The organism is Haloarchaeobius salinus (assembly GCF_024464185.1).
Classification (GTDB): domain Archaea; phylum Halobacteriota; class Halobacteria; order Halobacteriales; family Natrialbaceae; genus Haloarchaeobius; species Haloarchaeobius salinus.
In genome coordinates this window covers 1-21,479 of sequence record NZ_JANHAU010000004.1, presented here as the reverse complement: position 1 = coordinate 21,479, position 21,479 = coordinate 1, and the positions used below count along the sequence as shown (strand labels likewise).

The window sequence follows — 21,479 nt, the reverse complement described above, 5'->3', positions numbered from 1 at the left end:
GGACATCGCACGACCGCACATCGGGGTTCATCGCGGACCGGGGGTCCTCGCTGTCGCACGAATCGGGCCACGACTCAGCGTTCGATATCGGACGAGCCTCTATACACGGACCGTGCGTACGCGAACAGGAGAGTCACCCATGGTCGAAGTAGGCATCGAGATGCTCGCCGGCGTCGCAGTGACGGTCCTCCTGATGCTCGTCTTCCTCGGCGTGGTCGTCATGTGGGACGTCGCGCTGGCGCTGCGTGACGTCGCGGAGAAGGTCGACTCGCTCGAGGACGACGTGGATTCGGATCTGGACACGATAAACGGGACACTGACGCGGATACACGACAGTATGCGCGGTGAGGGACAGGGTCGGACCGGCGGCCGGAACGCCGCCACTGCCGACGGACGCACCGTGGCGGAGCCACAGCCCCAGCCCGGTACGGTACCTGCGACGACCCCGAACGTCGCCGCACCGGGTGTCGGCACGCCGACGGCGTCGAGCGGCCAGTCGACCGTCGGTGGCCTGCAGTCGGCACAGCCCTCGCCGGAGGGCGTCGTGGGCCGGGTGCAGCTGGCGAACGGCCGCAGCGGCCGGCGGGGTTCCGACGCCGGTACACCAGGCGACGGGTCGACGGCCGCCACCGGCGTGTCGACCGGTGGCGCGGCCAGAACGGACGACGGCGTCGACGCACGTAGCGTCGGGGTCGACGAGTTCGGTCCCGACGGTGCGGCGGACCAGCCGGGTGACGAGACGGACGCGGATCCAACCACGGACGAGGACGAGCCGGCGGCCGACGAGGGTGACGAGGCCGTCGAGACGGGCATCGAAGAGGAGACGGATTCAGAGGACGAGACGGATTCGGAGGACGAGACGGATACGGAGGACGAGACGGGAATGGAGGCCGACACGCTACCGGAGGAGCCAGCTCTCGGCGAGGACGAGGTGGGAACGGACGAGCCGGACGAGGAAGCCGAAGCAGACGGCGTGGACGAGGACGACAGCGTGACCGAGGCGGACGTCGACCACGACGCCGATGCCGCCGAGGACGACGCCGAAGCCGACGCGCCGACCCCGGCGGACGGCCCCCAGAACCCACCGGCCGAGGCAGAGGAGGGGGCAACCGCTGCGGTCGTCAACGGCGACGGAGCCGGCGTCGACGGACCGGACGACGACGAACTGGACGGTTCGGTCGCCCAGCTGCTCGACGACGACCAACCGGACGACGGAGCCATCGAGCCCGACGATTCCGCGACCGAGGCGCTCCGTACCTTCGGGCACGACGCCAGGACGAACCGCGGGCTGGGGCCCTCACCCGACCTGTTCACGGGACCGGACGGGGACGGGGCGCACGGCCGCTTCGCGACGACCGCCGACGAGCCGTGGTACGCGACCCGGTTCGAGTCGCACCCGCGCTCGACCGGCGCTATCGCTGAGACCACGGAGGGCGGCGCTGACGAGGGCGTGATCGACGGGGAGGCAGACACGGCGACCGCGCCCCCGCTCTCCGAGTTCGACGACGACGACGGGTGGGTCGGGACGCACGACCTCGAGAACGCGGCCGACGAGCCGGTGACCGGCGACAGATTGGCGGAGGAGACGCCGGCGCGACCGGACAACGAGGCCGAGAACGCCGACCCCGATGGGACGGACGATTCGGGTGAGTCGGTGGCGGATTCGGACGACGGTGCGTCCTCGGTCTTCGATCAACTGGATCCGGACGCCGACGCGGAGGCGGCCGCGGCTGCGGTCCTGCGGGAGCCGGAGGTGCCGAGCGAGCCACCCGAGGGGACCGCCGCCGGGGACGGCTCGTCGGACGCCGTGGACGAACCGATGGACGTCGGCGACCTCGTCGAGCAGGAGCTGACGACGCTCACGCAGGAGGTCGGCGGGACGAGCATCTCCGCGGACGTGAGCTCGCTGCCGCTCCAGCAGGGTGCCGAGGAGCTCGACGACACCGACTACACGTTCCCGCTGTCGGGCGAGTCGTACGGTCTCACCGCCAGCGCCGAGAGCGAGGTCGCGACGCTGGAACTGGTACCCGACGGTGGCGTCGAGCTCTCCGGTCCGAGCGAGCAGCTGCTCCGGTACCAGTTCCGGAACTACCTGGACCGGGACGGGAGCGGGCACGCGGAGCTGCGCGTCGCCGACGACGGCGTCGTGGTGCTCGAGATCCCCGGTGCGACCGCCGGGTCGCTCGACGACTGGGCCGACGCACTCATCCAGATCACCGACCGGACGCTGTACCTCGCCCGTGGCGAGGAGTGAGCGGAGGGTCGCCGCCGCCGGCCAGGCCCGACAGCGACGAAGGCTGGCCGCTACCGCAAGACGAAGGTGTCCCGAGCGGTGACGGTGGGTATGCGCGAACACCCCTTCACCGTCGGCATCGACGTCCGGTACAACGACGTCGACCTGCTGGGCCACGTGAACAACGCCATCTACTCCTCCTACCTGGAGGCCGCCCGCGTCGAGTACCTGCCCGAGGTGCTCGGGACGCCGGAGTCGCTGGAGAGCGTCCTCGCGCACCTCGAGATCGACTTCCACCGGCCCATCACGCTCGAGGATGACGTGGAGGTGGCCATCTGGGTGACCGACATCGGTACCTCGACCATCACCTTCGCCTACGAGGTGCGGGCCGCCGGCGAGGTCGCCGCGACCGCCGAGACCGTACAGGTCGCCTACGACCCCGAGGCGAAGGAGTCCAGACCCGTCCCCGACGAGTGGCGCGAGCGCATCGAGGCGTTCGAGGACCTCTGAGGCGACGGGGAACGACAGCTTTTCTACTCGGCTGACCGAGGTACGACCGTGCGAATCGAGAACAGCTTCATTCCGGTCCGGGGCGTCGGCGAGCAGACCGAGCGCGACCTCTGGCGCGCCGGCATCACGCACTGGGACGAGTTCGACGGGTCGGTTGTCGGGTCGACGACCGCCGACCGCATCGAGTCGTTCATCGAGACGGCGACCGACCGGCTGGCGGCAGGCGACACGCGGTTCTTCGACGAGCAGTTCCCGAGCAGCGAGCGCTGGCGGTTCTACGAGAACTTCCGCGAGGACACCTGCTTCTTCGACATAGAGACGACCGGGCTCTCGCAGGAGCGCGACGACGTGACGACGGTCTCGTTCCACCAGGCCGGCGAGACGACGACGCTCGTCAGGGGCGACGACCTGACCGCGGGCGCGCTCCGCGAACAGTTCGACGACGCGTCGCTCGTCGCGACGTTCAACGGGGCGCGCTTCGACGTGCCGTTCCTCGAGACCTCGTTCGACGTGGACGTCGACGTACCGCACGTGGACCTGATGTATCCCTGCAAGCGTCTCGGGCTCTCCGGCGGCCTCAAGCGCATCGAGCAGGAGGTCGGCATCGCCCGCGACGAACCGGACATCACCGGGCGGGACGCCGTCCGGCTCTGGCACGAGTACGAGCGCGGCAGCGACGAGGCCCTCGACACGCTGGTCAGGTACAACCGCGACGACGCCCGGAACCTCCAGACGCTCATGGACGTGGTCGCCGACGGGCTACACACACGGGTCTTCGAGGAGTAGTCGGCGTTCGAAAACTGTCGGCAGTGGGGTCTGGAGGCGTCGGGCAACACCTCCGTCGGGTTTCGGTCAGAGTGGGCGGGTCCAGTGCCGACACTGCTGCCTACCCTCCGACTGTCAATAAACGCACCTATAACTACAACAGCCGCTTTCGTCACATGGTAGCATCACGCACCGTCCTCGACGTGGGCGACGGCGGCGGCCGGGCTGTCGACCTGTCTCACACCCGCCACGTCGTGCGTGCCGAGCCCGGCGACGGGCCGGTCGTAGACGCCGGCGAGACCCAGCTCCGAGAGCGTCCCCGGACCACCGTCGATTGCGACGACCGCGTCGCCGTTCATGACGACCAGCGCGTTCCTGGCGTGGCCCAGCCCCGTCGCGACGGGCACGTCGACGTACTCGTTGGCCGCCGCGATGTCCTCGCCCGGGAGGATGCCGACGGTCCGCCCGCCGGCCCCGCTCGCGCCCTCACAGACCCCTCGCATCACACCACCCAGCCCGCCACAGACGACGGTGTGTCCGTGCTCAGCGAGCAGTCGCCCCACCGCTGCGGCCCGCTCGTACTCCTCGTCCGAGACGCTGCTCCCGCCGATGACACTCACTCGCATGGGCCCACCGACGGCCGGCGCGGGCACGACGGTTTCGGTCCGTTTTCATCATTCGAGCATGACATGATTTATACGCTCGCGCCGCGGCTGACCGGGTATGGGCGCAATCTCATCGGCGAAACACGCCGGGTCGACGCTCTCGCGGAACCCCATCCTGTTCCTCGCCGCCACCGTGTTCGCCGTCGTGCAGCTGCCACAGATCCTCCTCCAGTGGACCGGCCTCCCCATCGTCGCCTCGCTGTTCAACCTCGTCACCGTCCTCCTCGTCCCGTTCCTCATCGGCGGCATCTACGGGATGGCGTACGAGGGGCTCGACGGCACGACCTCGCTCGCCACCTTCTGGCGGGCGGGCCGCGAGAACTACGTCTCACTGCTCGTCGCGGCCATCTTCTTCGCGCTGGCCGTCTTCGTGGTGGTGTTCGTCGCCGTCGTCGTCCTGACGTTCCTCACCATCTTCAGCGTCGGCGTCTCCGGACTGGAGGGCGGGGTCTCACCCGGCGCGCTGCTCGTCCCCGGCGTCGTCGGTCTCCTCTTCCTCCTCCTCTACCTCGCGGCCGTCGTCTCCCTCCAGTTCTACGAGGCCGCCATCGTCGTCGACGACGCCGACGTCCTCGACAGCTTCAAGCGGAGCTACCGGTTCGTCCGCGGCAACGTCCTCAGCACTATCGGGTTCACCGTCGTCCGCTGGCTTCCGGGCGTCCTGAGCTCGCTCCTCACGGCGTACTTCGTGGTGACCAGCATCGGAATCGACCTCCAGAACGCCGAGACGCTGGAGCCCGAGACGTTCCAGAACGTCTACGGGCAGCTCTCCGCAACCGAGGTCGGCATCGTCGTCGCCACGACCCTGCTCACCGCCGGCATCGTCGGCGCGTTCACCCGCACCTACCTCATCGCCTTCTACGTCGACCACCGCGAGGAACCCGCCACGACCGAGCCGGCGGCGGACGAAGACGAGTACGACCTGTTCGACGACGAGTACGATACGATCGGGTAGCGCTGCCCGGGACGGCCCGGGACTCGCTCCCTACGACTCCGTGAGCAGCCGACGGAGGACGAGGTGGAGGATACCACCGTTCTCCACGTAGCGGACCGCGGCGGGCGTACTGACCTGGGCGGTGACCGGGAACTCGACGGTCGACCCGTCGGCCCGCTCCGCGACGACGGTGAGCTCGTCGCCGACTGCCAGTCCGTCGTCCAGCCCCTGGATCGAGACCGCCTCCGAGCCGTCCAGTCCGAGCGACTCCCAGGAGTCATCCCCGGCGAACTGCAGCGGCAGGACGCCCATCCCGACCAGGTTGTCCCGGAAGATGCGTTCGTAGCTCTCCGCGATGGTCGCCCGCACACCCAGCAGGTCCGTCCCCTTCGCGGCCCAGTCGCGGCTGGAACCGGTCCCGAGCTCCTCGCCGGCGAACACGACCAGCGGCGTCTCGGCGTCGCGGTACCGTTCGCTCGCCTCGAACACGGTCGTCTGTTCGCCCGTCGGCTGGTGGATGGTGTAGCCGCCCTCGACGTCGTCGAGCATCTCGTTCTCGATGCGGACGTTCGCGAACGTGCCGCGCATCATCACCTCGTGGTTCCCGCGACGGGCACCGTACGTGTTGAAGTCGGACGGCTCGACGCCCTGGTCGACGAGCCACTCGCCGGCGGGCTGTTCGCGGCTGAACGGGCCGGCCGGGCTGATGTGGTCGGTCGTGACGGTGTCGCCCAGCAGCATGAGCGTCCGGGCGTCCTCGACGTCCGAGACGCCGGGCTCCTCCAGCGGGAACTCCTTGAAGAACGGCGGCTCCCGGATGTACGTCGACGAATCGTCCCACTCGTACACCGTCCCCGACGGCGCGTCGAGGCCCTCCCAGCGCTCGTCGCCCTCGAACACCTCGGCGTACTTCTCCTCGAACATCGAGGCGTCGACGCTGTCGTGGACTGCCGCGTGAATCTCGTCGGCGTCCGGCCAGATGTCGGCCAGGTACACCGGCTCGCCGTCGGCGTCGGTCCCGAGCGGGTCGTGTTCGAGGTCGATGTCCATCCGGCCCGCGAGCCCGTAGGCGACGACCAGCGGTGGACTGGCGAGGTAGTTCGCGCGCACCTTCGGGTGGATGCGCGCCTCGAAGTTCCGGTTGCCGGAGAGGACGCTCGTCGTCCAGAGGTCCTCCGCGTCGATGGCGCGCTCGATGGGCTCCGGCAGCGGCCCGGCGTTCCCGATGCAGGTCGTACAGCCGTAGCCGACGACGTTGTAGCCGAGCTCCTCCAGGTACGGGAGCAGTCCCGACGCCTCGAGGTACTCGGTGACGACGCGGCTCCCCGGCGCGAGGCTGGTCTTCACGTATGCCGGCACGTCGAGCCCCCGTTCGACGGCGTTCCTCGCGAGCAGCCCCGCCGCCAGCATCACCGACGGGTTCGACGTGTTCGTACAGCTCGTGATTGCGCTGACGACGACGCTCCCGTGGCCGATCTCGGTCGTCTCCCCGCCGACGTCCACCTCGACTCGCTTGTTCAGCTGGCCGACGTCCGGCGTCGGGATGTCGGCGTCGGGCCGGTCGTCCGCGACGCTCGCCTCCTCCAGCCAGCGCGAGAGTGCGTCCTCGTCGATGTCCCCGAGCTCCCCCGCGAACTCGCCGTGGACGAGCTCCCGGAAGTGGCCCTTCATCTCGGGCATCTCGACGCGGTCCTGCGGCCGCTTCGGCCCGGCGAGGCTGGGCGTGATGGAGGACAGGTCGAGCTCGACCGTCTCGGAGTACTCGGGGTCCTGCTCGCCGAACAGCCCCTGTGCGTCGAGGTACTCGCGGACGAGCTCGATGTGCTCCTCGTCCCGTCCCGTCAGCTCGAGGTAGTCGAGCGTCGCCTCGTCGACCGGGAACATGCTGATGGTCGACCCCTGCTCGGGTGCCATGTTCGCGATGGTCGCCCGGTCCGGCACGGTGAGGTTCGAGACGCCCGGCCCGAAGAACTCGACGAACCGGTCGACGACACCCACGCCGCGGAGCTTCTCGGTGACGTGCAGCACGAGGTCGGTGGCGGTCGCCCCCTCCGGTAGCTCGCCAGTGAGCCGGACCCCGACCACCTCCGGGAGCTTCATCGTGATGGGCTGGCCGAGCATCGCCGCCTCGGCCTCGATACCGCCGACACCCCAGCCGACGACGCCGATGCCGCCGATCATCGGCGTGTGGCTGTCCGTGCCGACCAGCGTGTCCGGCAGGAGCCACTCCTCGCCGTCCCGCTCCCGGGCGTGGACGACCTGCCCCAGGTACTCGAGGTTCACCTGGTGGACGATGCCGGTCCCCGGTGGGACGACCCGGAAGTCGTCGAACGCCTGCTGTGCCCACTTCAGGGCCCGGTAGCGCTCACCGTTCCGCTCGTACTCCAGTTCGACGTTCCGTTCGTAGGCGTCCTCGGAGCCGAAGAAGTCGACCTGCACGCTGTGGTCGATGACCAGGTCGATGGGTACCTCGGGCTCGACGATACCGGGGTCACGACCCTGCCGGTCGACGGCGGAGCGAAGCGCCGCGAGGTCGACCACCGCCGGGACGCCGGTGAGGTCCTGCAGGACGACCCTGGACGGTGTGAACGGCAGCTCCACGTCCGGGACGTCCGGCTGCCACGACGCGACGTTCCGCACGTCCGCCGCGGTGATGGTGTCGCCGTCCACGTTCCGGAGGACGGATTCGAGGAGCACACGGATGCTGACCGGGAGGCTGTCGAGCTCGCAGAGCCCCTGGTCTTCGAGGACCGTGAGGTCCGCCATCTTGAACGACGAACCGTCGTACTCGAACTCCCGGATGGCGTCCCGCGGGTCGGTATCTGACATACCTCAAGATACGATAACGCATCACTTGAATCGTCCCCCGAATCGCTGACACCGACGACCGATCGGGCGACGTCGAGGGTGACTCACCGTTGCTGCACTTCGTTCCGCTCCCTGGTCGTGTCCGTGCTGTCGGTGAAGGGGTTCGTCGGGTGGGATTTGAACCACGGTCGCTGCACTTCGTTCCGCTCCCTGGTCGTGTCCGTGCTGTCGGTGAAGGGGTTCGTCGGGTGGGATTTGAACCACGGTCGCTGCACTTCGTTCCGCTCCCTGGTTCAAATCCACACCTGTGGCTTCCGCTGCTCACTTCGTTCGCAGCAGGAAGCCAAGGGTGGGATTTGAACCCACGAAGTCTCGATTACAAGTCGAGTGCATGCACCGCCCATGCTCCCTTGGCACGGTCCGCAACTCAGTCGTGGTCGTTGGCCTTAGTATGGCTTTCGACTCCGACGCGTTTTTCGAGGACGTAGCGATGCTCGGCGTACCCCTGCTCCGAGTAGAACGACCGTGCGCGTATGTTGCTGGCCATGACCTCGAGCTGGACCACGTCGACGCCGCGTTCGCGCAGTTCGGCCTCGGCGGCGTCGAGCAACGCGGCACCGCGGCCCGCGCCCCGGTAGTCGGGGGCGACGTAGAGGTTGCTGACGAGCCCACGGACGGCGTCGACGCTCACCTCGGATCCGGTTCGTTCGAAGGAGACGAAGCCGACGACCTCGTCCTCGACGCGGTCGACGAGCACGGAGCCGTCGACGACGTGGTGTGCGAGCCGCTCGCGCATCGTGGTCCGGTTCTCGGCCGGTTGGACGTGGGAACCGTGGGGTCCCTGTTCCGTGGCGAGGTCGACCCACAGGTCGACGAGCGTGTCGAGCTCCGAGAGCATGGCCGGTTCAATCGCCATCGTAGCCGGTTCGCAGCGCCTCCACGGCGGGGAGTTCGCGCCCGGTGAGGAGTCTGAGGCAGGCCCCACCGCCCGTCGAGAGGTGGCTGAAACCGTCGATCCCGAGCTGGCGGATTGCCGCTGCGGTGTCGCCACCGCCGACGATGCTGTAGGGGACGTCCGCGGCGGCGTGGTACAGCTCCTTCGTCCCGACCGCGAACGTGGGTTCCTCGAACACGCCCGCCGGGCCGTTGAGGATGACCGTCTGGGCGTCGGCGAGCACGGACGTGTACATCCGAAGCGTCTCGGAGCCGATGTCCATCGCGGCCTCGCCCGCGTTCCCGGGCAGGGCGTTCAGCCCGATCTCGTGTCGCTCGCCGTCGCGCTCGACCGCGACGTCCTGTGGGAACCGGATGCGGTCGCCGTGGGCGTCCAGCAGGTCGGCGGCGCGGTCGATCTCGTCCCAGTAGCCCTCGTCGTAGATGAAGTCGGCGCTGGCGTCCCCGATGTCGACGCCGTCGGCGAGCAGGAACACGTTGCCGACGACGCCCGCGGTGAGCACCTGATCCGCGAGTCCGGATTCGAGGACGTTCCAGGCCACGTCGATGGAGTCCGAGACCTTCGCACCCCCGAGAACGTACACGCGGGGACGTTCGGTGGCCTCGACGTCGGCGAGCACGTCGAGCTCCCGCTCCATGACCCGGCCCGCGTAGCTCGGGAGATGCTGCGGGAACCCGACGAGGGAGGGCTGCGAGCGGTGGGCGGCGGCGAAGGCGTCGTTGACGAAGGCGTCGAGGACGGGGACGAGCCCCTCGACGAGGTGGGTCGCGGCCGCAACCTCGGGCTCGAACTCCATGTACTCCTCCGCGTAGAAACGGGTGTTCTCGAGGACGACGGCGGTCCCAGGGTCGAGGGAGTCGACGGCCTCGCGGGCGGCCGACCCGAGGTTGGTGTCGGCGTAGCTGACGGGCGCGTCGAGCAGCTCGTCGAGGCGCTCTGCGTGGGCGGCCAGCGTCTCGAACTCGTCACCGCCTGGGCGGCCCTGGTGGGCGAGGACGGCGACGCGGGCGTCCTCCTCGAGGAGCTCGGAGAGGGTCTGCTCGTGGGCCCGGAGTCTGGCGTCGTCGGCGAGGTCCCCGCCGTCGAGCGGACTGTTGATGTCGACGCGCACCCCGACTCGACGCCCGGCGACAGAGAGGTCGTCAAGGGTCCCTACCGGCATGGTTCGAGGTGTGACGGGCCCGGTGAAAGAGTTTTCTTTGTGGGTCCATCCAGGCCTTCGGTCCACGTGACGCCGGTTCGGGCTAGTGGCTCCGACCTGCGCCCATCTGGTTGACGTGGTGTACTGAAATGCCGAGGACACGGATTGAGATTGGGTAACAATCGCACGCAGCCGCCGAGATGAAACAGTGGGTATGAACGGGCAAGATTTATCTATCTCCTTGTTCCGCTTTGTGTGTAAGGGACATCCATGGGTGAATCAAGCACGTACGATAGAGGCCGGAACCTTCTGGTCGAGAAGCCGATGACGGTAGTGCTGGGGGCCATCGCAGTACTGCTCGTTCTCGACCTCTTCAGACAGCTCGCGGTCGGTGACATCACCATCGCCCGGGTGTTGAACCTGGTCCTCGACGGCCTGTTCCGGGGGCTCGTCATCGGACTGGCGGGTATCGGGCTCTCGATGACGTACAGCATTCTGAACTTCGCGAACTTCGCCCACGGTGATTACATCACAGCAGGGGCGTTCTCGGGCTGGGCGACGACGTACATCATCGCCGGTGGCTTCGGCTCCTCGGCGAACATCGGCTCGCTGGCACTGGTGGGTGCCGGCGGCTCGGTGTTCGGCGGGGCGCTGGGCATCAACGCCGTACAGACGCCACTGGCCGTGATCGCCGGCCTGATCGTCTCGGGCCTGTTCACCATCGTGCTCGCGCTCGCCATCGACAAGCTAATCTTCAAACCGATACGCGGCTCGGGCGGGATTCCGCTGCTCATCACGAGCGTCGGTGTCGCGTTCGCGCTGCGGTACCTCATCCAGTTCGTCTTCGACTCGGGCACCCGGGGGACGACCAACACCGGGACCCTCCCCGGCATCCGGCCCTACTTCATCGACGGGACGGTGTCGCTCACCGCACACGACGCGATGCTCGTCATCGTCGCCGGTGGGCTGATGCTCGGCGTCCACATCCTGCTCCAGCGGACGAAGCTGGGGAAGGCGATGCGGGCGATGTCCGACGACGAGTCGCTGGCACGCATCACCGGTATCGCGACCGAGCGCGTCATCCGCGCGACGTGGATAATCGGCGGCGGGCTGACCGGCGTCTCCGGCTTCATGTTCGTGCTCTGGAAGGGTACGCTCAGCTGGAACGACGGTTGGCTGCTGCTGCTGCTCATCTTCGCGGCAGTCATCCTCGGCGGCATCGGCTCGGTGTACGGCGCAATCGCGGGCGGCCTGATCATCGGAGTCACCGCTTCGACGGCGGTGATCTGGATCCCGTCCGGCTTCGCCCGCGCGGCGGCGTTCGCCGTGATGATCCTCGTCCTGGTGGTACGTCCCCAGGGCATCTTCTCAGGGAGGTCTACAGCATGAGCGACGACGAATCAGGCGATGGGTACGGGCAAAGTGAGGAGGAACAGCGTGCGGTAGTGATGGGCATCGACTTCCGGAACGACGGGTTGATGCTGCTGACGCTGCTCGTCGGCGTCTACGCCATCTACCTGCTCGCCGGACTGTTCATCGGCTTCCCGTTCCGGGGGCTGATGAACCAGATCGGCCAGTTGACGTTCTGGATCGCCGTCTTCGCCATGGCCTCGCTCGCGTTGAACCTGCACTGGGGATACACGGGGCTGTTCAACATCGGTATCGTCGGGTTCATGGCGACCGGTGTCTACGTGACCGGTATCCTCTCGAAGCCGGTGTTCGGCTCCGGGACGAGCGCGGCGGAGATCGGTGGGTTCGGCCTTCCGCTGTGGATCGGTATCATCGGCGGGATGGTCGCGGCCGGGCTGCTCGGGCTCATCGCCGCGCTCCCGGCGCTCCGGTTGCGCGCGGACTACCTCGCAATCGTCACCATCGCACTCTCAGAGATCGTCCGGTTCGCGCTGCTGTCGGACTCGCTGAGCGGCCACGACATCGCCGGCTACCGCGTCGGTCTCGGTGGCGGTGACGGGGTCATCCTCGACTACCGGGACCCCCTCGAAAGCCTGATACGCGCACTCAGCGCACCGTTCGACCTCGTGTTCGGCGAACAGGGGTGGCTGTGGAACGAGGTGTACCTCGGTATCGTGGTCGACTTCGTGGCGAACTACATCCCGAACAACCCCAAGCCGGTCGTCGACAACTTCGCGTACTCGGCCGTCCTGCTGCTCATCCTCGGCGGGTTCTACGTCCTCATCCGCCGGACGGGGAACTCCCCGTTCGGTCGGGTTCTCAAGGCCATCCGCGAGGACGAGGACGTGACGAACGCACTCGGGAAGAACACGAACATGTTCAAGATCAAGTCGTTCGTCGTCGGCTGTGCCCTGATGGGGCTGGTCGGCATCCTCTGGTTCGGGACGCAGGGTTCGGTCACGCCGAACACGTTCCGGCCGCGCATCACGTTCTACATCTGGATCGCGCTCATCATCGGTGGTGCCGGGTCGAACACCGGTAGCGTCATGGGCGGTGCAGTGTTCGCGGCGTTCCTGTTCCAGGGACCGCGGTACTTCAAGAACGTCATCGAGACGGCGCTCGGTAACCCCGAGGCACCGTCGAGCTTCGGCCAGGCGATGGCCCCGATCACGAGCGGGGACGTCGTCCCGTTCTTCCTCTTCACGCTCGACAGCATCAGGCAGCTCCAGCTGTTCCTGATGGGCGTCGTGCTCATCGTACTGATGCACCGGCGGCCGGACGGGATGCTCGGCCACCGCAAGGAACCGGCGTCCAGCATCCCGCTGACCCGGCCGATCAAGCGCTCGGGTGGCGGTGACACCGTCGCGACCGACGGAGGTGAGACGGATGAGTAGCGAGTCCGAGACCTCCGACGCGACCGCCGCAGGGCAGACCGAGGCCGATGACCGGTCACTGAACACGCTCTCAGGGGCCAGCGAGACCGCAGAGATACCGCTGAAGGTCCGCGGGCTCGAGAAGCACTTCGGCGGTATCACGGCCGTCGACGGTGTCGAGTTCGACATCGAGAAGGGCAGCATGACCGGCCTCATCGGCCCGAACGGGGCCGGGAAGTCAACCACGTTCAACTGCATCACCGGCACCCACAAGCCCGACGCCGGCAGCGTCGAGTTCAACGGACAGGACATCACCGGGCTCGAACCGTACGAGGTCGCGGACCGCGGCCTCGTCCGGACGTTCCAGATCGCCCGCGAGCTCGGCGAGATGACCGTCCTGGAGAACATGATGGTCGCGCCGAAGCACCAGCGCGGCGAGGCGCTCTGGCGCTCGGTCCTGCCCTACGCCCGGAACGAAGTGAAGGAGCAGGAGCAGGATATCCTCGAACGCGCGTGGGAGACCCTGGAGTTCTTCGACATCGACCACCTCGCGAACGAGTACGCGGAGAACCTCTCCGGTGGGCAGCGGAAGCTGCTGGAGCTGGCGCGCGCGTTGCTGACCGACCCGCAGATGCTCCTGCTGGACGAGCCGTTCGCCGGCGTCAACCCGTCGCTGGAGGAGCGCCTGCTCGAACACATCCACGAACTCAGGGACCAGGGCTACACGTTCCTCATCGTCGAACACGACATGGACCTCATCATGCAGAACTGCGAGAAAGTCATCGTCATGCACCAGGGCCGCATCCTCACCGAGGGGACGCCGGAGGAGGTACGGAACAACGAAGACGTCATCGAGGCCTACCTCGGAGGTGAGGTATGAGTCCCGACGACGCGGCCACCGACGGCGGGGCGGCCACGAGTGCCGCTCAGAACGTCAACCTCTACGAGGATAGCCTACTCTCGGTGCGCGACCTGGACGCCGGCTACGGTGACCTCCAGATCCTGACCGACGTCGACCTCGACGTCAACGACGAGGAGTACGTCACCATCGTCGGCCCGAACGGGGCCGGCAAGTCGACGGTGATGAAGTCCGTCTTCGGCCTGACGGCCCACATGGGCGGAACGGTGTCCTTCGACGACGAGGACATCACGGCGATGCGCCCCGAGGACATCATCCATCTCGGCCTCGGCTACGTGCCACAGAACGACAACGTGTTCAGCTCGCTGTCGGTCCGTGAGAACCTCGAGATGGGTGCGTACATCCTCGACGAGGTGCCACAGGAGGCGCTGAACGAGGTGTGGGAGCGGTTCCCCATCCTGAAGGAGCGACAGACGCAGAAGGCCGGGACGCTGTCGGGCGGACAGCAGCAGATGCTCGCGATGGGCCGGGCGCTCATGCTCGACCCGGACCTCCTGCTTCTCGACGAGCCGTCTGCCGGGCTCGCACCGGACCTCGTCGCGGACATGTTCGACCGCATCGACGCCATCAACGACGCCGGGACGGCAGTGCTGATGGTCGAGCAGAACGCGAAGGAGGCACTCCGGCGCTGTGACCGCGGCTACGTGCTCGTGGACGGGAAGAACCGCTACGAGGACGAGGGGACGACCCTGCTGAACGACCCGCAGGTCCGTCAGGACTTCCTCGGCGGGTAACGTCCGACGGCACGTCCGTCGGTGTGTCGAACGGGGCCGACCGCCTGGCTCCGTGCGTTTCTACCGGAGATCGGTCTCTCGCCGTCGTCGAGCACGCGTGGCGACAGTTGGACTCAGAGCACGACGAGTATCGGCACCGAACGAGAAAACGGTGGCCGGGGTCTCTAGGCGACCACGCTCACTGGGTCGTCGGTGGTCGTTTCTTCGTCGGTGGTCGGTGCGTCGTCGGTGGTCGGTGCGTCGTCGGTGGTCGGTGCGTCGTCGGTGGTCGGTGCGTCGTCGGTGGCAGTCCCGTTGTCCATCATCTCTTCATCGGATGGCAACTGCACGGAGACCGATGCATCTTCGGTGAGGACGACCTGGAACGGCGAATCCGCCGGTGCCTCCGCCGGGTTCAGATAGCCGAGCGCGTGCGCGGAGTACGCCTGCCCACTCTCGAGGGACACGTCCACCGTGGTGACGACGCTCCCGTTGTTCCCAGCGGTCGCCGGCCTGATCTCGGCGGTGTAGTTCCCCGCGGGAACCGAGACGTAGTCCGACGCGTTCTGGAAGGTCACGTTCTCCGCGAGCACGACGCTCCCGTTCGCCACCGTGATGTCGACGGGCGGTGCGTCCGGCGAGAGGTGAACGACGCGCAGCGCGCTCTGGTTCTCGCCCGGCGTGAACGCGTTGTCGTCGAAGAACACCGGTTCGAACGACGTGTTTCCGCTCTGGGTTACCTCGCCGCTCGCGGCGACCGTCGTCACGGTTCGCGGTTCGACGGTGACCTCGCCTTCGAACACGGCGGTGTCCGTTCCGTTCGACAGGATGGAGACGTTGTAGGTCCCCGCGGACAGGTTGAGGTAGTCACTGACGGCCCCGAAGCTCACGTTCGAGAGCACGGTCTGGTTCTCGACGCGGACGTCGACAGCGGGGGCGTCAGGCGATGCGTGCACGACGCGCAGGAACGAGGTGTCCTGGTCCTGACTGGCCTGATGTTCGTCTGTGAGCTGATTCGAATCGACGGCTGCTACGTACGCCACGGTGCTGCCGACGAGCGCGACGGCGAGTACCATGGCGAGAAGTTTCTTGGGTGGCATAACTGGCTCTCCATCAGAAGGCGGGAAGCGAACGGCCTTTGTTATGGATACGGCCGTGCAGGTATGCTGTCGACCGGTTCGACGTAACGTGCTGGTACTCCAGACGGCGCTCCAGACACCGCGGTCGATGGGTTTCGGGGGGACGAGCAGGAGGCGGTCGACGAGAGTAACCTCGGCGTCGTTCGCATGTCGTTCGAACTTACCGCGCTCCTTCGGTGGTCTGTGCCGTGACGCGGTGGTTCGAGTGGCTTCGCTGATAACCGCGTCGTATCGGATCCGTGGCGCTGACGCCGCCGTGACTACTATCGATGGGTGTCGGTCGCGGGCCCGTCGTGCTCGGTAACACAGCGCGAACCTGTCGCTCTCCTGAGCGACACTGGCCAGTACAGGCCGTCGTCGTCGGGGTCGAAAGAAAGAACGCTAGTGACCGGTCGTCGCTTACTCGGCCGACATCGCGTCGCTGACCACGGAGGAGTACGAGGACTCGCCCTGGTTGAACGCGACCTGCCGCCAGACCTCGCCGTCGAACTCGTCCTCGAACACGCTGGAGAAGCGCTCGGAGAGCTGCTGGCCGTAGTCGTTGTTGATGTACAGCGTCGCACACGACTCCGCCTCGAGCTCCTCGGAGGCAATCTGAGCCATGACGCGGCCCTGCAGCCGGTCGGACGGTGCCGTCCGGAAGATGTAGTCGTTGTCGTCGAGGTTCGTCACCGACAGCGCCGTACTCGACGGCGAGCAGCCGACGACCTCGTTCGGGATGAGGACCTCCTGGCAGACCGGGACGTTGACACCGGACGACGCGGTCCCGCAGATGTACGGGTAGCCGCCGTTGACCAGCGAGTTGGCCGCGCTGACACCCGACTGGGAGTTCGTCTCGGTGTCCTCGAGCTGGGTGTCGACCGTGAGGTCGATGTCGGCCTCGTTGACCTGCTGGGCCGGAATCTGTGCGGCGTTGATCATCGACTCACCGGTCGACGCGAGCGCGCCGGTCTCCGGCAGGAGGATGCCGACCATGATCTCGCGACCCATGCCGCCGGGCATGTCGTCGGCGGACGGGCCCTCGCCGTCCGGGTTCGCACCCTCGAAGTTCTCGGTCCGGATGGTGGAGGTGCCGTCGTCGCTGAACTCCCACAGCGCGTACGCTGCGGACGCGGGGTCGCCGTTCTGGTCGAAGTTGACCGAGCTCGACGCACCCTGGTAGTTCACCGCTTCCCCGTTTGCGGCCGCCTCGACACCTTCGACGAAGTTGTCCGGCGTCACCTCCATCCCGTCGGGGTTGGCGATGTTGCGCATCTGGTCGCGGATGGCGGTGCCGGAGTTCTCGCCGGCAGCCGCGTTCGCCAGGATGCCGACCGCCGTCGAGTCGTAGGACTGCGACGAGAAGACGCCCGGCGATTCGCCGTAGACGTCCTCGTACAGGGACTCGTAGGCCGACTGGGCCGGCCCACCGGCGGCCGGAGCGGTGCCGGTGACGTTCTCCATGTCGTTGCCGACCTGTCCCGGAAGGTCCGGGTCGCGGAGGCCGTCCGGGATGAGGATGTCGGTGTCGTTCCCGTAGCTGCTGTAGTAGTCCCGGAACAGCTGGATACCGTCCTCGGGATAGCCGACGATGGTGAGCATGTCGGGTCCGCTTCCGCCACCACTGCCACCACCACCGAGACAGCCTGCCAGCCCCGTCAGTCCGACGGTTCCAGCGATTCCGGTCGTTTTCAGCACTTCGCGCCGTTGCAGTTTCCGTGCCATGCTACCGTCATACTTACCCCTGTGTTATAAATTTGCCTCCCGAGGTCGACGATCGACCCGGAGAAGAGACGGAGATGACCGTCACACCTGTCGGCAGTCGGAACAGACTAACTGACCGTTCGAGTCGTGTAACGAGTCGGCTAACGCCCCACAGAGTTCACAGACGCCCTGCGTGGCGTACTCGTCACCGGGGGCCGCAGCCTCGCTTTCGACGGCCGTCGCCGCGGTCGCGACGCCCTCTAAGTCCGCCTCCGTGTCGAGCGACCGGGAGGCCTGGAGGGTGCTCGCCGCCTCGATCACGTCCCGCTCCGTGAGCACGCCGACGATCTCCTCGCCGTCGGTGTCGTCGGTGACGACGACGTTCCGGATCTCCTCGCGCGACATCGTCTCGGCGGCGTCGGCGAGCGGTCGACTCGCGGCCATCGTGATGACCGGCTGGGACATCAGCTCCGCGACGGCGGTGGATTCGGCGTCCTCGCCGGTCGCCACCATCTCGAGGACGTCCCGTTCGGTCATGATGCCGACCGGGGTACTCCCTCGCATGACGAGGACGCTCCCGACGTCCTCCTCGGACATGAGCTGGACGGTGCTGCGCACCGAATCAGACTCGCTGACGCCGACGAACTCTCGCGCGGTCACGTCACGAATCGACACGTCGCGTTCCATATGTGACGGTTTTACACGGCCGCTATAAAATCTACCTGCAGCACCTTTATCGGCCTTCCCGTCGAAGTACTCGGGTTGCGAAGAACCGCCTTCGGACGGTCAGTGGAACTCGACGAGCGACTCCTCCGCGCGGCCGACCTCGAGCGCGTGCTTGGCCGCGTAGCCGGCGTCGTGTGGGGTCGAGCCCTCGCCGACGCCGACCCGGACCGGGATGCCGGTCTGCTCGTGGACGTGCTCGATGGCGTCGTCGTAGGCCGCCGTGTCCAGGTCGGGACAGACGGAGATGATGTTGTCCCCGCCGACGAAGAAGGAGAGCGAGTCGTGGGCCTCGTACATGTACCGCATCAGCGACGCGTAGGCCTGCTCGATCTCGATGAAGGCTCCGAAGGCGTCGAGCTCGTCGGTGTACTTCCCCGTCGCGTCGACGACGTCGAAGTGGGCGATCTGCACGTCGTCGTCGGTCCGGAACGCCTCCTCGATGACGCGACCGTCGAGGATTTCGCGCCGCGACTTGTCCTGTGCGCTCCCGGCCTCCTGGATGAGACTCGTCGCGTCGGCGAGTGCCTGCACGGGCGAGGTGCCCGTCGCCACGCCGAAGCTCACGGTCACCGGATAGCGGTTGCGAACCGACTCCTGGATGAGCGCGTGGTCGTCCATGTCGAGTCCGTTCGTGACCGCGACCATGTTGTCGAACCGCGTGAAGAAGACGTAGCCGTCGCGGTTCCCGACCAGCTGCGAGAGGTCGGCGTACAGGCGGGACTGCAGGGTCTGGAGGTCGACCTCGCGTCGCGGCTCCGGCGTGACCGTCCACGGTCCGTAGTTGTCGATCTGGATCAACGTTATCTGCGTGTTCGTCACTGTTGGCCGGAGCTTTCGATTGCATCCGTATAAGTGGAACTACATCCAGATTCGAGATGCTGTCCTGCCGCAGCCACGCGATTTAATTGTATCCGTTCCAACTGGAAGTCGAAGACACCCATGTCAGATCACGTCGTGCTCGTCGTCGACGCAGACCCGGCGGTGACCGACGAACTCGCCGCGCGGATGTCCGCTCCAGATCGGTCGGTGACCGTCCGGTCCGCGGCCACCGCGGCGGCAGCCGAGGAGGCGGTCGCCGACACCGCGGTCGACTGTGTCGTCAGCGAGCACGTCCTCGGCGACCGTGACGGCGTCGGTCTGCTACGTCGACTCGGTGACGGCTACCCCGACCTCGTCAGGATACTGTTCACCGACGCGGGCTCCGAGGAGGTCGCGAGCGACGCCGTCGAGGCGGGGGTCGACGCCTACGTCCCGAAACAGCTGGGTGCCAGCGGACCGGTCGACGTCCGGGCGACCGACGAGGCGTACGAGCGCGTCGCGACGACAGTCGCGGACGCGCTCGAACGAACGGACAGCTCGCGGGTCGCTCCCGACAGCACCGCAGCCAAGATCGACACACTCCACGACGTGGCGATGGACCTGGAGGCCTGTACCGACGAGGCCGAGATCTACCAGGTCGCCGTCGAAGCGGCGGAGATGGTACTCGAGTTCGACATGTCGAACATCGACCTCGTCGAGGACGAGCGGCTGACACCCGTCCAGACGTCGTCCGAGATGCCGAAGGACGGCGTGGAGTCGGTGCCGCTCGACGGGGAGAGCGTCGCCGCCCGCGTCGCCCGGACCGGCGAGGCGATGTACACCGAGGACCTCCGCCAGGTACTCGACGCGGACCCGACACAGATGACGTACCGGTCCGGACTGACGGTCCCCATCTCCGACATCGGCGTGTTCCAGGCCATCTCCGAGGAGCTCGCGGCGTTCGACCAGGCGGACCTCGAGCTCGCGGAGACCCTGATGCAGCACGTCGCCGAGAGCGTGAAGCGGACCCGGTTCCAGCGGACCCTCCGCGAGGAGCGCGACCGCTTCGCCGCGCTGTTCGAGAACGTCCCCGACCCCGTCGTCAGGCTCTCCACCGGCGACCGGCGGACCATCGACGCGGTCAACGAGGCGTTCGCGGAGACGTTCGACTGCGACGCCGCGAGGGTCGTCGACACACCCATCGACGAGGTGCTGTTCGCCCCGCCCAACGCCGGTGGCGATGCGGTGTTCCCCGGGGTGGCCGCTGCCGACGAGGTAGCACCCACGGAACTCCGACTGCAGGCGGCAGACGGCCCCCGCGACTTCCTCGTCCACGTCGTCCCCATCGGCGGAGCGGTCGGCGAGGACGACACCGAGGAGGTGTACGGCTTCTACGCCGACATCACCCCGACGAAAGAGCGCAAGCGCGAACTCGCCAGGCAGAACGAGCGCCTCGACGAGTTCGCGAGCATCGTCAGCCACGACCTCCGCAACCCGCTGAACATCGCGGAGGGACACCTCCAGCTGGCCATCGAGCGCATCGGCGACGACGAGGACCTCGCCGAGGTGGCGTGGGCTCACGGCCGGATGCGCGAGCTCATCGAGAACCTGCTCTCGCTGGCCCGGACTGGCTCGGTCGTCGACGAACCCGGCGAGCTCTCGCTGTCGGCCACCGCGGACCAGGCGTGGTCCTCGGTCCGCCTCCCCGAGGCACGCCTCGCGGTCGACGACGATGTCCACCTCCGGGCGGACCGCGGCCGCCTCACGGACCTGTTCGTGAACCTGTTCCGGAACGCCGTCGAGCACGGCCGGACCGACGCGACGGTCCGTATCGGCCCGCTAGACGACGCCACGGGGTTCTTCGTCGCCGACGACGGCCCCGGCATCCCGCCGGAGGCACACGAGCAGGTGTTCGAATCCGGCTACACGACCAGCGACGACGGCACCGGCTTCGGCCTCGCCATCGTCGAACAGGTGGCGACCGCCCACGGCTGGACGGTGTCGGTCACGAGCAGCACCGACGGCGGCGCGCGGTTCGAGTTCGTGACGGACGCCGGCACCGGGCCGCTCGGACACGAGCAGCCGCTCTCGGTCGAGGCGGCCGACGAGGACTGAGCCGGCGCTCACGGCGCGACACAGTCGAGACGAGGACCGCGAGAATCAGGCGTGCTTGACGTTCGACTCGCCGGCCTTCGGGTGGAACTCCCAGAAGCCGCCGGAACGCATCGCCTTCCCGACCGCCCTGTGGAACGTGACGATGTCCTCGAACTCGCCCTCCGTGACGTGCTCGAAGATGTCCGCGACGCTGACGACGCGCTTCGAGTTCAGTCTGACCGGCTCGTCACCGTGCTCCGCGACGAAGTCCGCTGCCTTCAGCGGGAAGTCCTCCTCCTCGTCGAGCTTCTTCGCGAGGACTGCCATCCCGTACTTGCGCATCCCCTCGCTGCCCTCCTCTCCGTCCGGGTCGTGGGGCCACTCGTTGCTCATACGCTGACTGAGAACGGTACCCTCAAAAGGGTTTGCGAATCCCGACCATCTTTTTCCCGCTCGGGTGCGCCTCCGGCGCACCGCTCGCGGCAAAAACATGGGTGAAAAAGGCCGGGCGCGAACGCAGTGAGCGCCCGGTGAATCGGGGGGGCCAGGGGGGGGGGGGGGGTTGGCGGGGGTTACGGGGGCTCAGTCGGACGCGGGGGCCCCCCCCGCCCCG

18 protein-coding genes and 1 tRNA gene are annotated in these 21,479 nt (G+C 67.4%); 9 read left to right on the top strand and 10 right to left on the bottom strand.

What is annotated here, in order from left to right:
* The first annotated feature begins 139 nt into the window (after nucleotides 1–139).
* The 3 genes from NO345_RS14400 (at nucleotide 140) to NO345_RS14390 (ending at nucleotide 3,529) form a co-directional block, all read left to right on the top strand.
* On the top strand, nucleotides 140–2,254 hold the full coding sequence (locus tag NO345_RS14400; protein ID WP_256300285.1) for a hypothetical protein: 2,115 nt from the start codon (nucleotides 140–142) through the stop codon (nucleotides 2,252–2,254).
* Between the two features lie 90 nt (nucleotides 2,255–2,344).
* A complete protein-coding gene (locus NO345_RS14395; protein ID WP_256300283.1) occupies nucleotides 2,345–2,743 on the top strand; it encodes an acyl-CoA thioesterase in 399 nt (132 codons plus the stop codon).
* A 48-nt stretch (nucleotides 2,744–2,791) separates the two neighbouring features.
* Nucleotides 2,792–3,529 (top strand): ribonuclease H-like domain-containing protein, encoded by a 738-nt coding sequence (locus tag NO345_RS14390; protein ID WP_256300281.1) that lies wholly within the window; start codon nucleotides 2,792–2,794, stop codon nucleotides 3,527–3,529.
* 164 nt (nucleotides 3,530–3,693) lie between these two features.
* On the opposite strand, the gene NO345_RS14385 is transcribed toward NO345_RS14390, so the two are convergent.
* Nucleotides 3,694–4,134 carry a TIGR00725 family protein gene (locus NO345_RS14385; RefSeq protein WP_256300280.1) on the bottom strand — a complete coding sequence of 147 codons (441 nt, stop codon included), beginning with the start codon at nucleotides 4,132–4,134 and terminating at the stop codon, nucleotides 3,694–3,696.
* Between the two features lie 97 nt (nucleotides 4,135–4,231).
* On the opposite strand from NO345_RS14385, the gene NO345_RS14380 reads away from it, so the two are divergent.
* On the top strand, nucleotides 4,232–5,128 hold the full coding sequence (locus NO345_RS14380) for a DUF7847 domain-containing protein (RefSeq protein ID WP_256300278.1): 897 nt from the start codon (nucleotides 4,232–4,234) through the stop codon (nucleotides 5,126–5,128).
* A 30-nt stretch (nucleotides 5,129–5,158) separates the two neighbouring features.
* Here NO345_RS14380 and acnA read toward each other — a convergent pair whose 3' ends face one another.
* The 4 genes from acnA to NO345_RS14360 form a co-directional block, all read right to left on the bottom strand.
* Nucleotides 5,159–7,936, bottom strand: a complete 2,778-nt coding sequence (acnA, locus tag NO345_RS14375; protein ID WP_256300276.1) for an aconitate hydratase AcnA — start codon at nucleotides 7,934–7,936, stop codon at nucleotides 5,159–5,161.
* Nucleotides 7,937–8,256: 320 nt separating this feature from the next.
* Nucleotides 8,257–8,330: transfer RNA gene (locus NO345_RS14370), tRNA-Thr, on the bottom strand.
* A gap of 12 nt (nucleotides 8,331–8,342) precedes the next feature.
* On the bottom strand, nucleotides 8,343–8,831 hold the full coding sequence (locus tag NO345_RS14365; protein ID WP_256300274.1) for a GNAT family N-acetyltransferase: 489 nt from the start codon (nucleotides 8,829–8,831) through the stop codon (nucleotides 8,343–8,345).
* On the bottom strand, nucleotides 8,821–10,032 hold the full coding sequence (locus tag NO345_RS14360; RefSeq protein WP_256300272.1) for a phosphoglycerate kinase: 1,212 nt from the start codon (nucleotides 10,030–10,032) through the stop codon (nucleotides 8,821–8,823). Before NO345_RS14360 ends, NO345_RS14365 begins: the two co-directional genes overlap by 11 nt.
* 249 nt (nucleotides 10,033–10,281) lie before the next feature.
* Here NO345_RS14360 and NO345_RS14355 point away from each other — a divergent pair, with 249 nt between their 5' ends.
* From NO345_RS14355 to NO345_RS14340, 4 genes are read left to right on the top strand one after another with little or no spacing between them, the layout of a single operon-like run.
* Nucleotides 10,282–11,400 (top strand): branched-chain amino acid ABC transporter permease, encoded by a 1,119-nt coding sequence (locus NO345_RS14355; protein WP_256300270.1) that lies wholly within the window; start codon nucleotides 10,282–10,284, stop codon nucleotides 11,398–11,400.
* 59 nt (nucleotides 11,401–11,459) lie between these two features.
* Nucleotides 11,460–12,815, top strand: a complete 1,356-nt coding sequence (locus NO345_RS14350; RefSeq protein WP_438266773.1) for a branched-chain amino acid ABC transporter permease — start codon at nucleotides 11,460–11,462, stop codon at nucleotides 12,813–12,815.
* A complete protein-coding gene (locus NO345_RS14345; RefSeq protein ID WP_256300266.1) occupies nucleotides 12,808–13,674 on the top strand; it encodes an ABC transporter ATP-binding protein in 867 nt (288 codons plus the stop codon). The genes NO345_RS14350 and NO345_RS14345 overlap by 8 nt, the downstream gene beginning before the upstream one ends.
* Nucleotides 13,671–14,447, top strand: a complete 777-nt coding sequence (locus NO345_RS14340) for an ABC transporter ATP-binding protein (protein ID WP_256300264.1) — start codon at nucleotides 13,671–13,673, stop codon at nucleotides 14,445–14,447. The genes NO345_RS14345 and NO345_RS14340 overlap by 4 nt, the downstream gene beginning before the upstream one ends.
* A 164-nt stretch (nucleotides 14,448–14,611) precedes the next feature.
* Here NO345_RS14340 and NO345_RS14335 read toward each other — a convergent pair whose 3' ends face one another.
* The 4 genes from NO345_RS14335 to NO345_RS14320 all read right to left on the bottom strand — a co-directional run bounded on the left by NO345_RS14335 (nucleotide 14,612) and on the right by NO345_RS14320 (nucleotide 18,793).
* The gene (locus tag NO345_RS14335) at nucleotides 14,612–15,502 is read right to left on the bottom strand and encodes a DUF4397 domain-containing protein (protein ID WP_256300262.1); all 891 of its coding nucleotides are present in this window, start codon (nucleotides 15,500–15,502) and stop codon (nucleotides 14,612–14,614) included.
* A gap of 462 nt (nucleotides 15,503–15,964) precedes the next feature.
* On the bottom strand, nucleotides 15,965–17,269 hold the full coding sequence (locus tag NO345_RS14330) for an ABC transporter substrate-binding protein (RefSeq protein ID WP_256300261.1): 1,305 nt from the start codon (nucleotides 17,267–17,269) through the stop codon (nucleotides 15,965–15,967).
* 81 nt (nucleotides 17,270–17,350) lie between these two features.
* Nucleotides 17,351–17,935, bottom strand: coding sequence for a CBS domain-containing protein (locus NO345_RS14325; RefSeq protein WP_256300259.1), 585 nt, complete (start codon nucleotides 17,933–17,935; stop codon nucleotides 17,351–17,353).
* A gap of 99 nt (nucleotides 17,936–18,034) precedes the next feature.
* Nucleotides 18,035–18,793 (bottom strand): GTP cyclohydrolase III, encoded by a 759-nt coding sequence (locus NO345_RS14320; RefSeq protein WP_256300257.1) that lies wholly within the window; start codon nucleotides 18,791–18,793, stop codon nucleotides 18,035–18,037.
* A 120-nt stretch (nucleotides 18,794–18,913) separates the two neighbouring features.
* On the opposite strand from NO345_RS14320, the gene NO345_RS14315 reads away from it, so the two are divergent.
* The gene (locus tag NO345_RS14315) at nucleotides 18,914–20,887 is read left to right on the top strand and encodes a hybrid sensor histidine kinase/response regulator (protein WP_256300255.1); all 1,974 of its coding nucleotides are present in this window, start codon (nucleotides 18,914–18,916) and stop codon (nucleotides 20,885–20,887) included.
* A gap of 45 nt (nucleotides 20,888–20,932) precedes the next feature.
* On the opposite strand, the gene NO345_RS14310 is transcribed toward NO345_RS14315, so the two are convergent.
* The gene (locus NO345_RS14310; protein ID WP_256300253.1) at nucleotides 20,933–21,259 is read right to left on the bottom strand and encodes a DUF5785 family protein; all 327 of its coding nucleotides are present in this window, start codon (nucleotides 21,257–21,259) and stop codon (nucleotides 20,933–20,935) included.
* Between the last annotated feature and the right edge of the window lie 220 nt (nucleotides 21,260–21,479).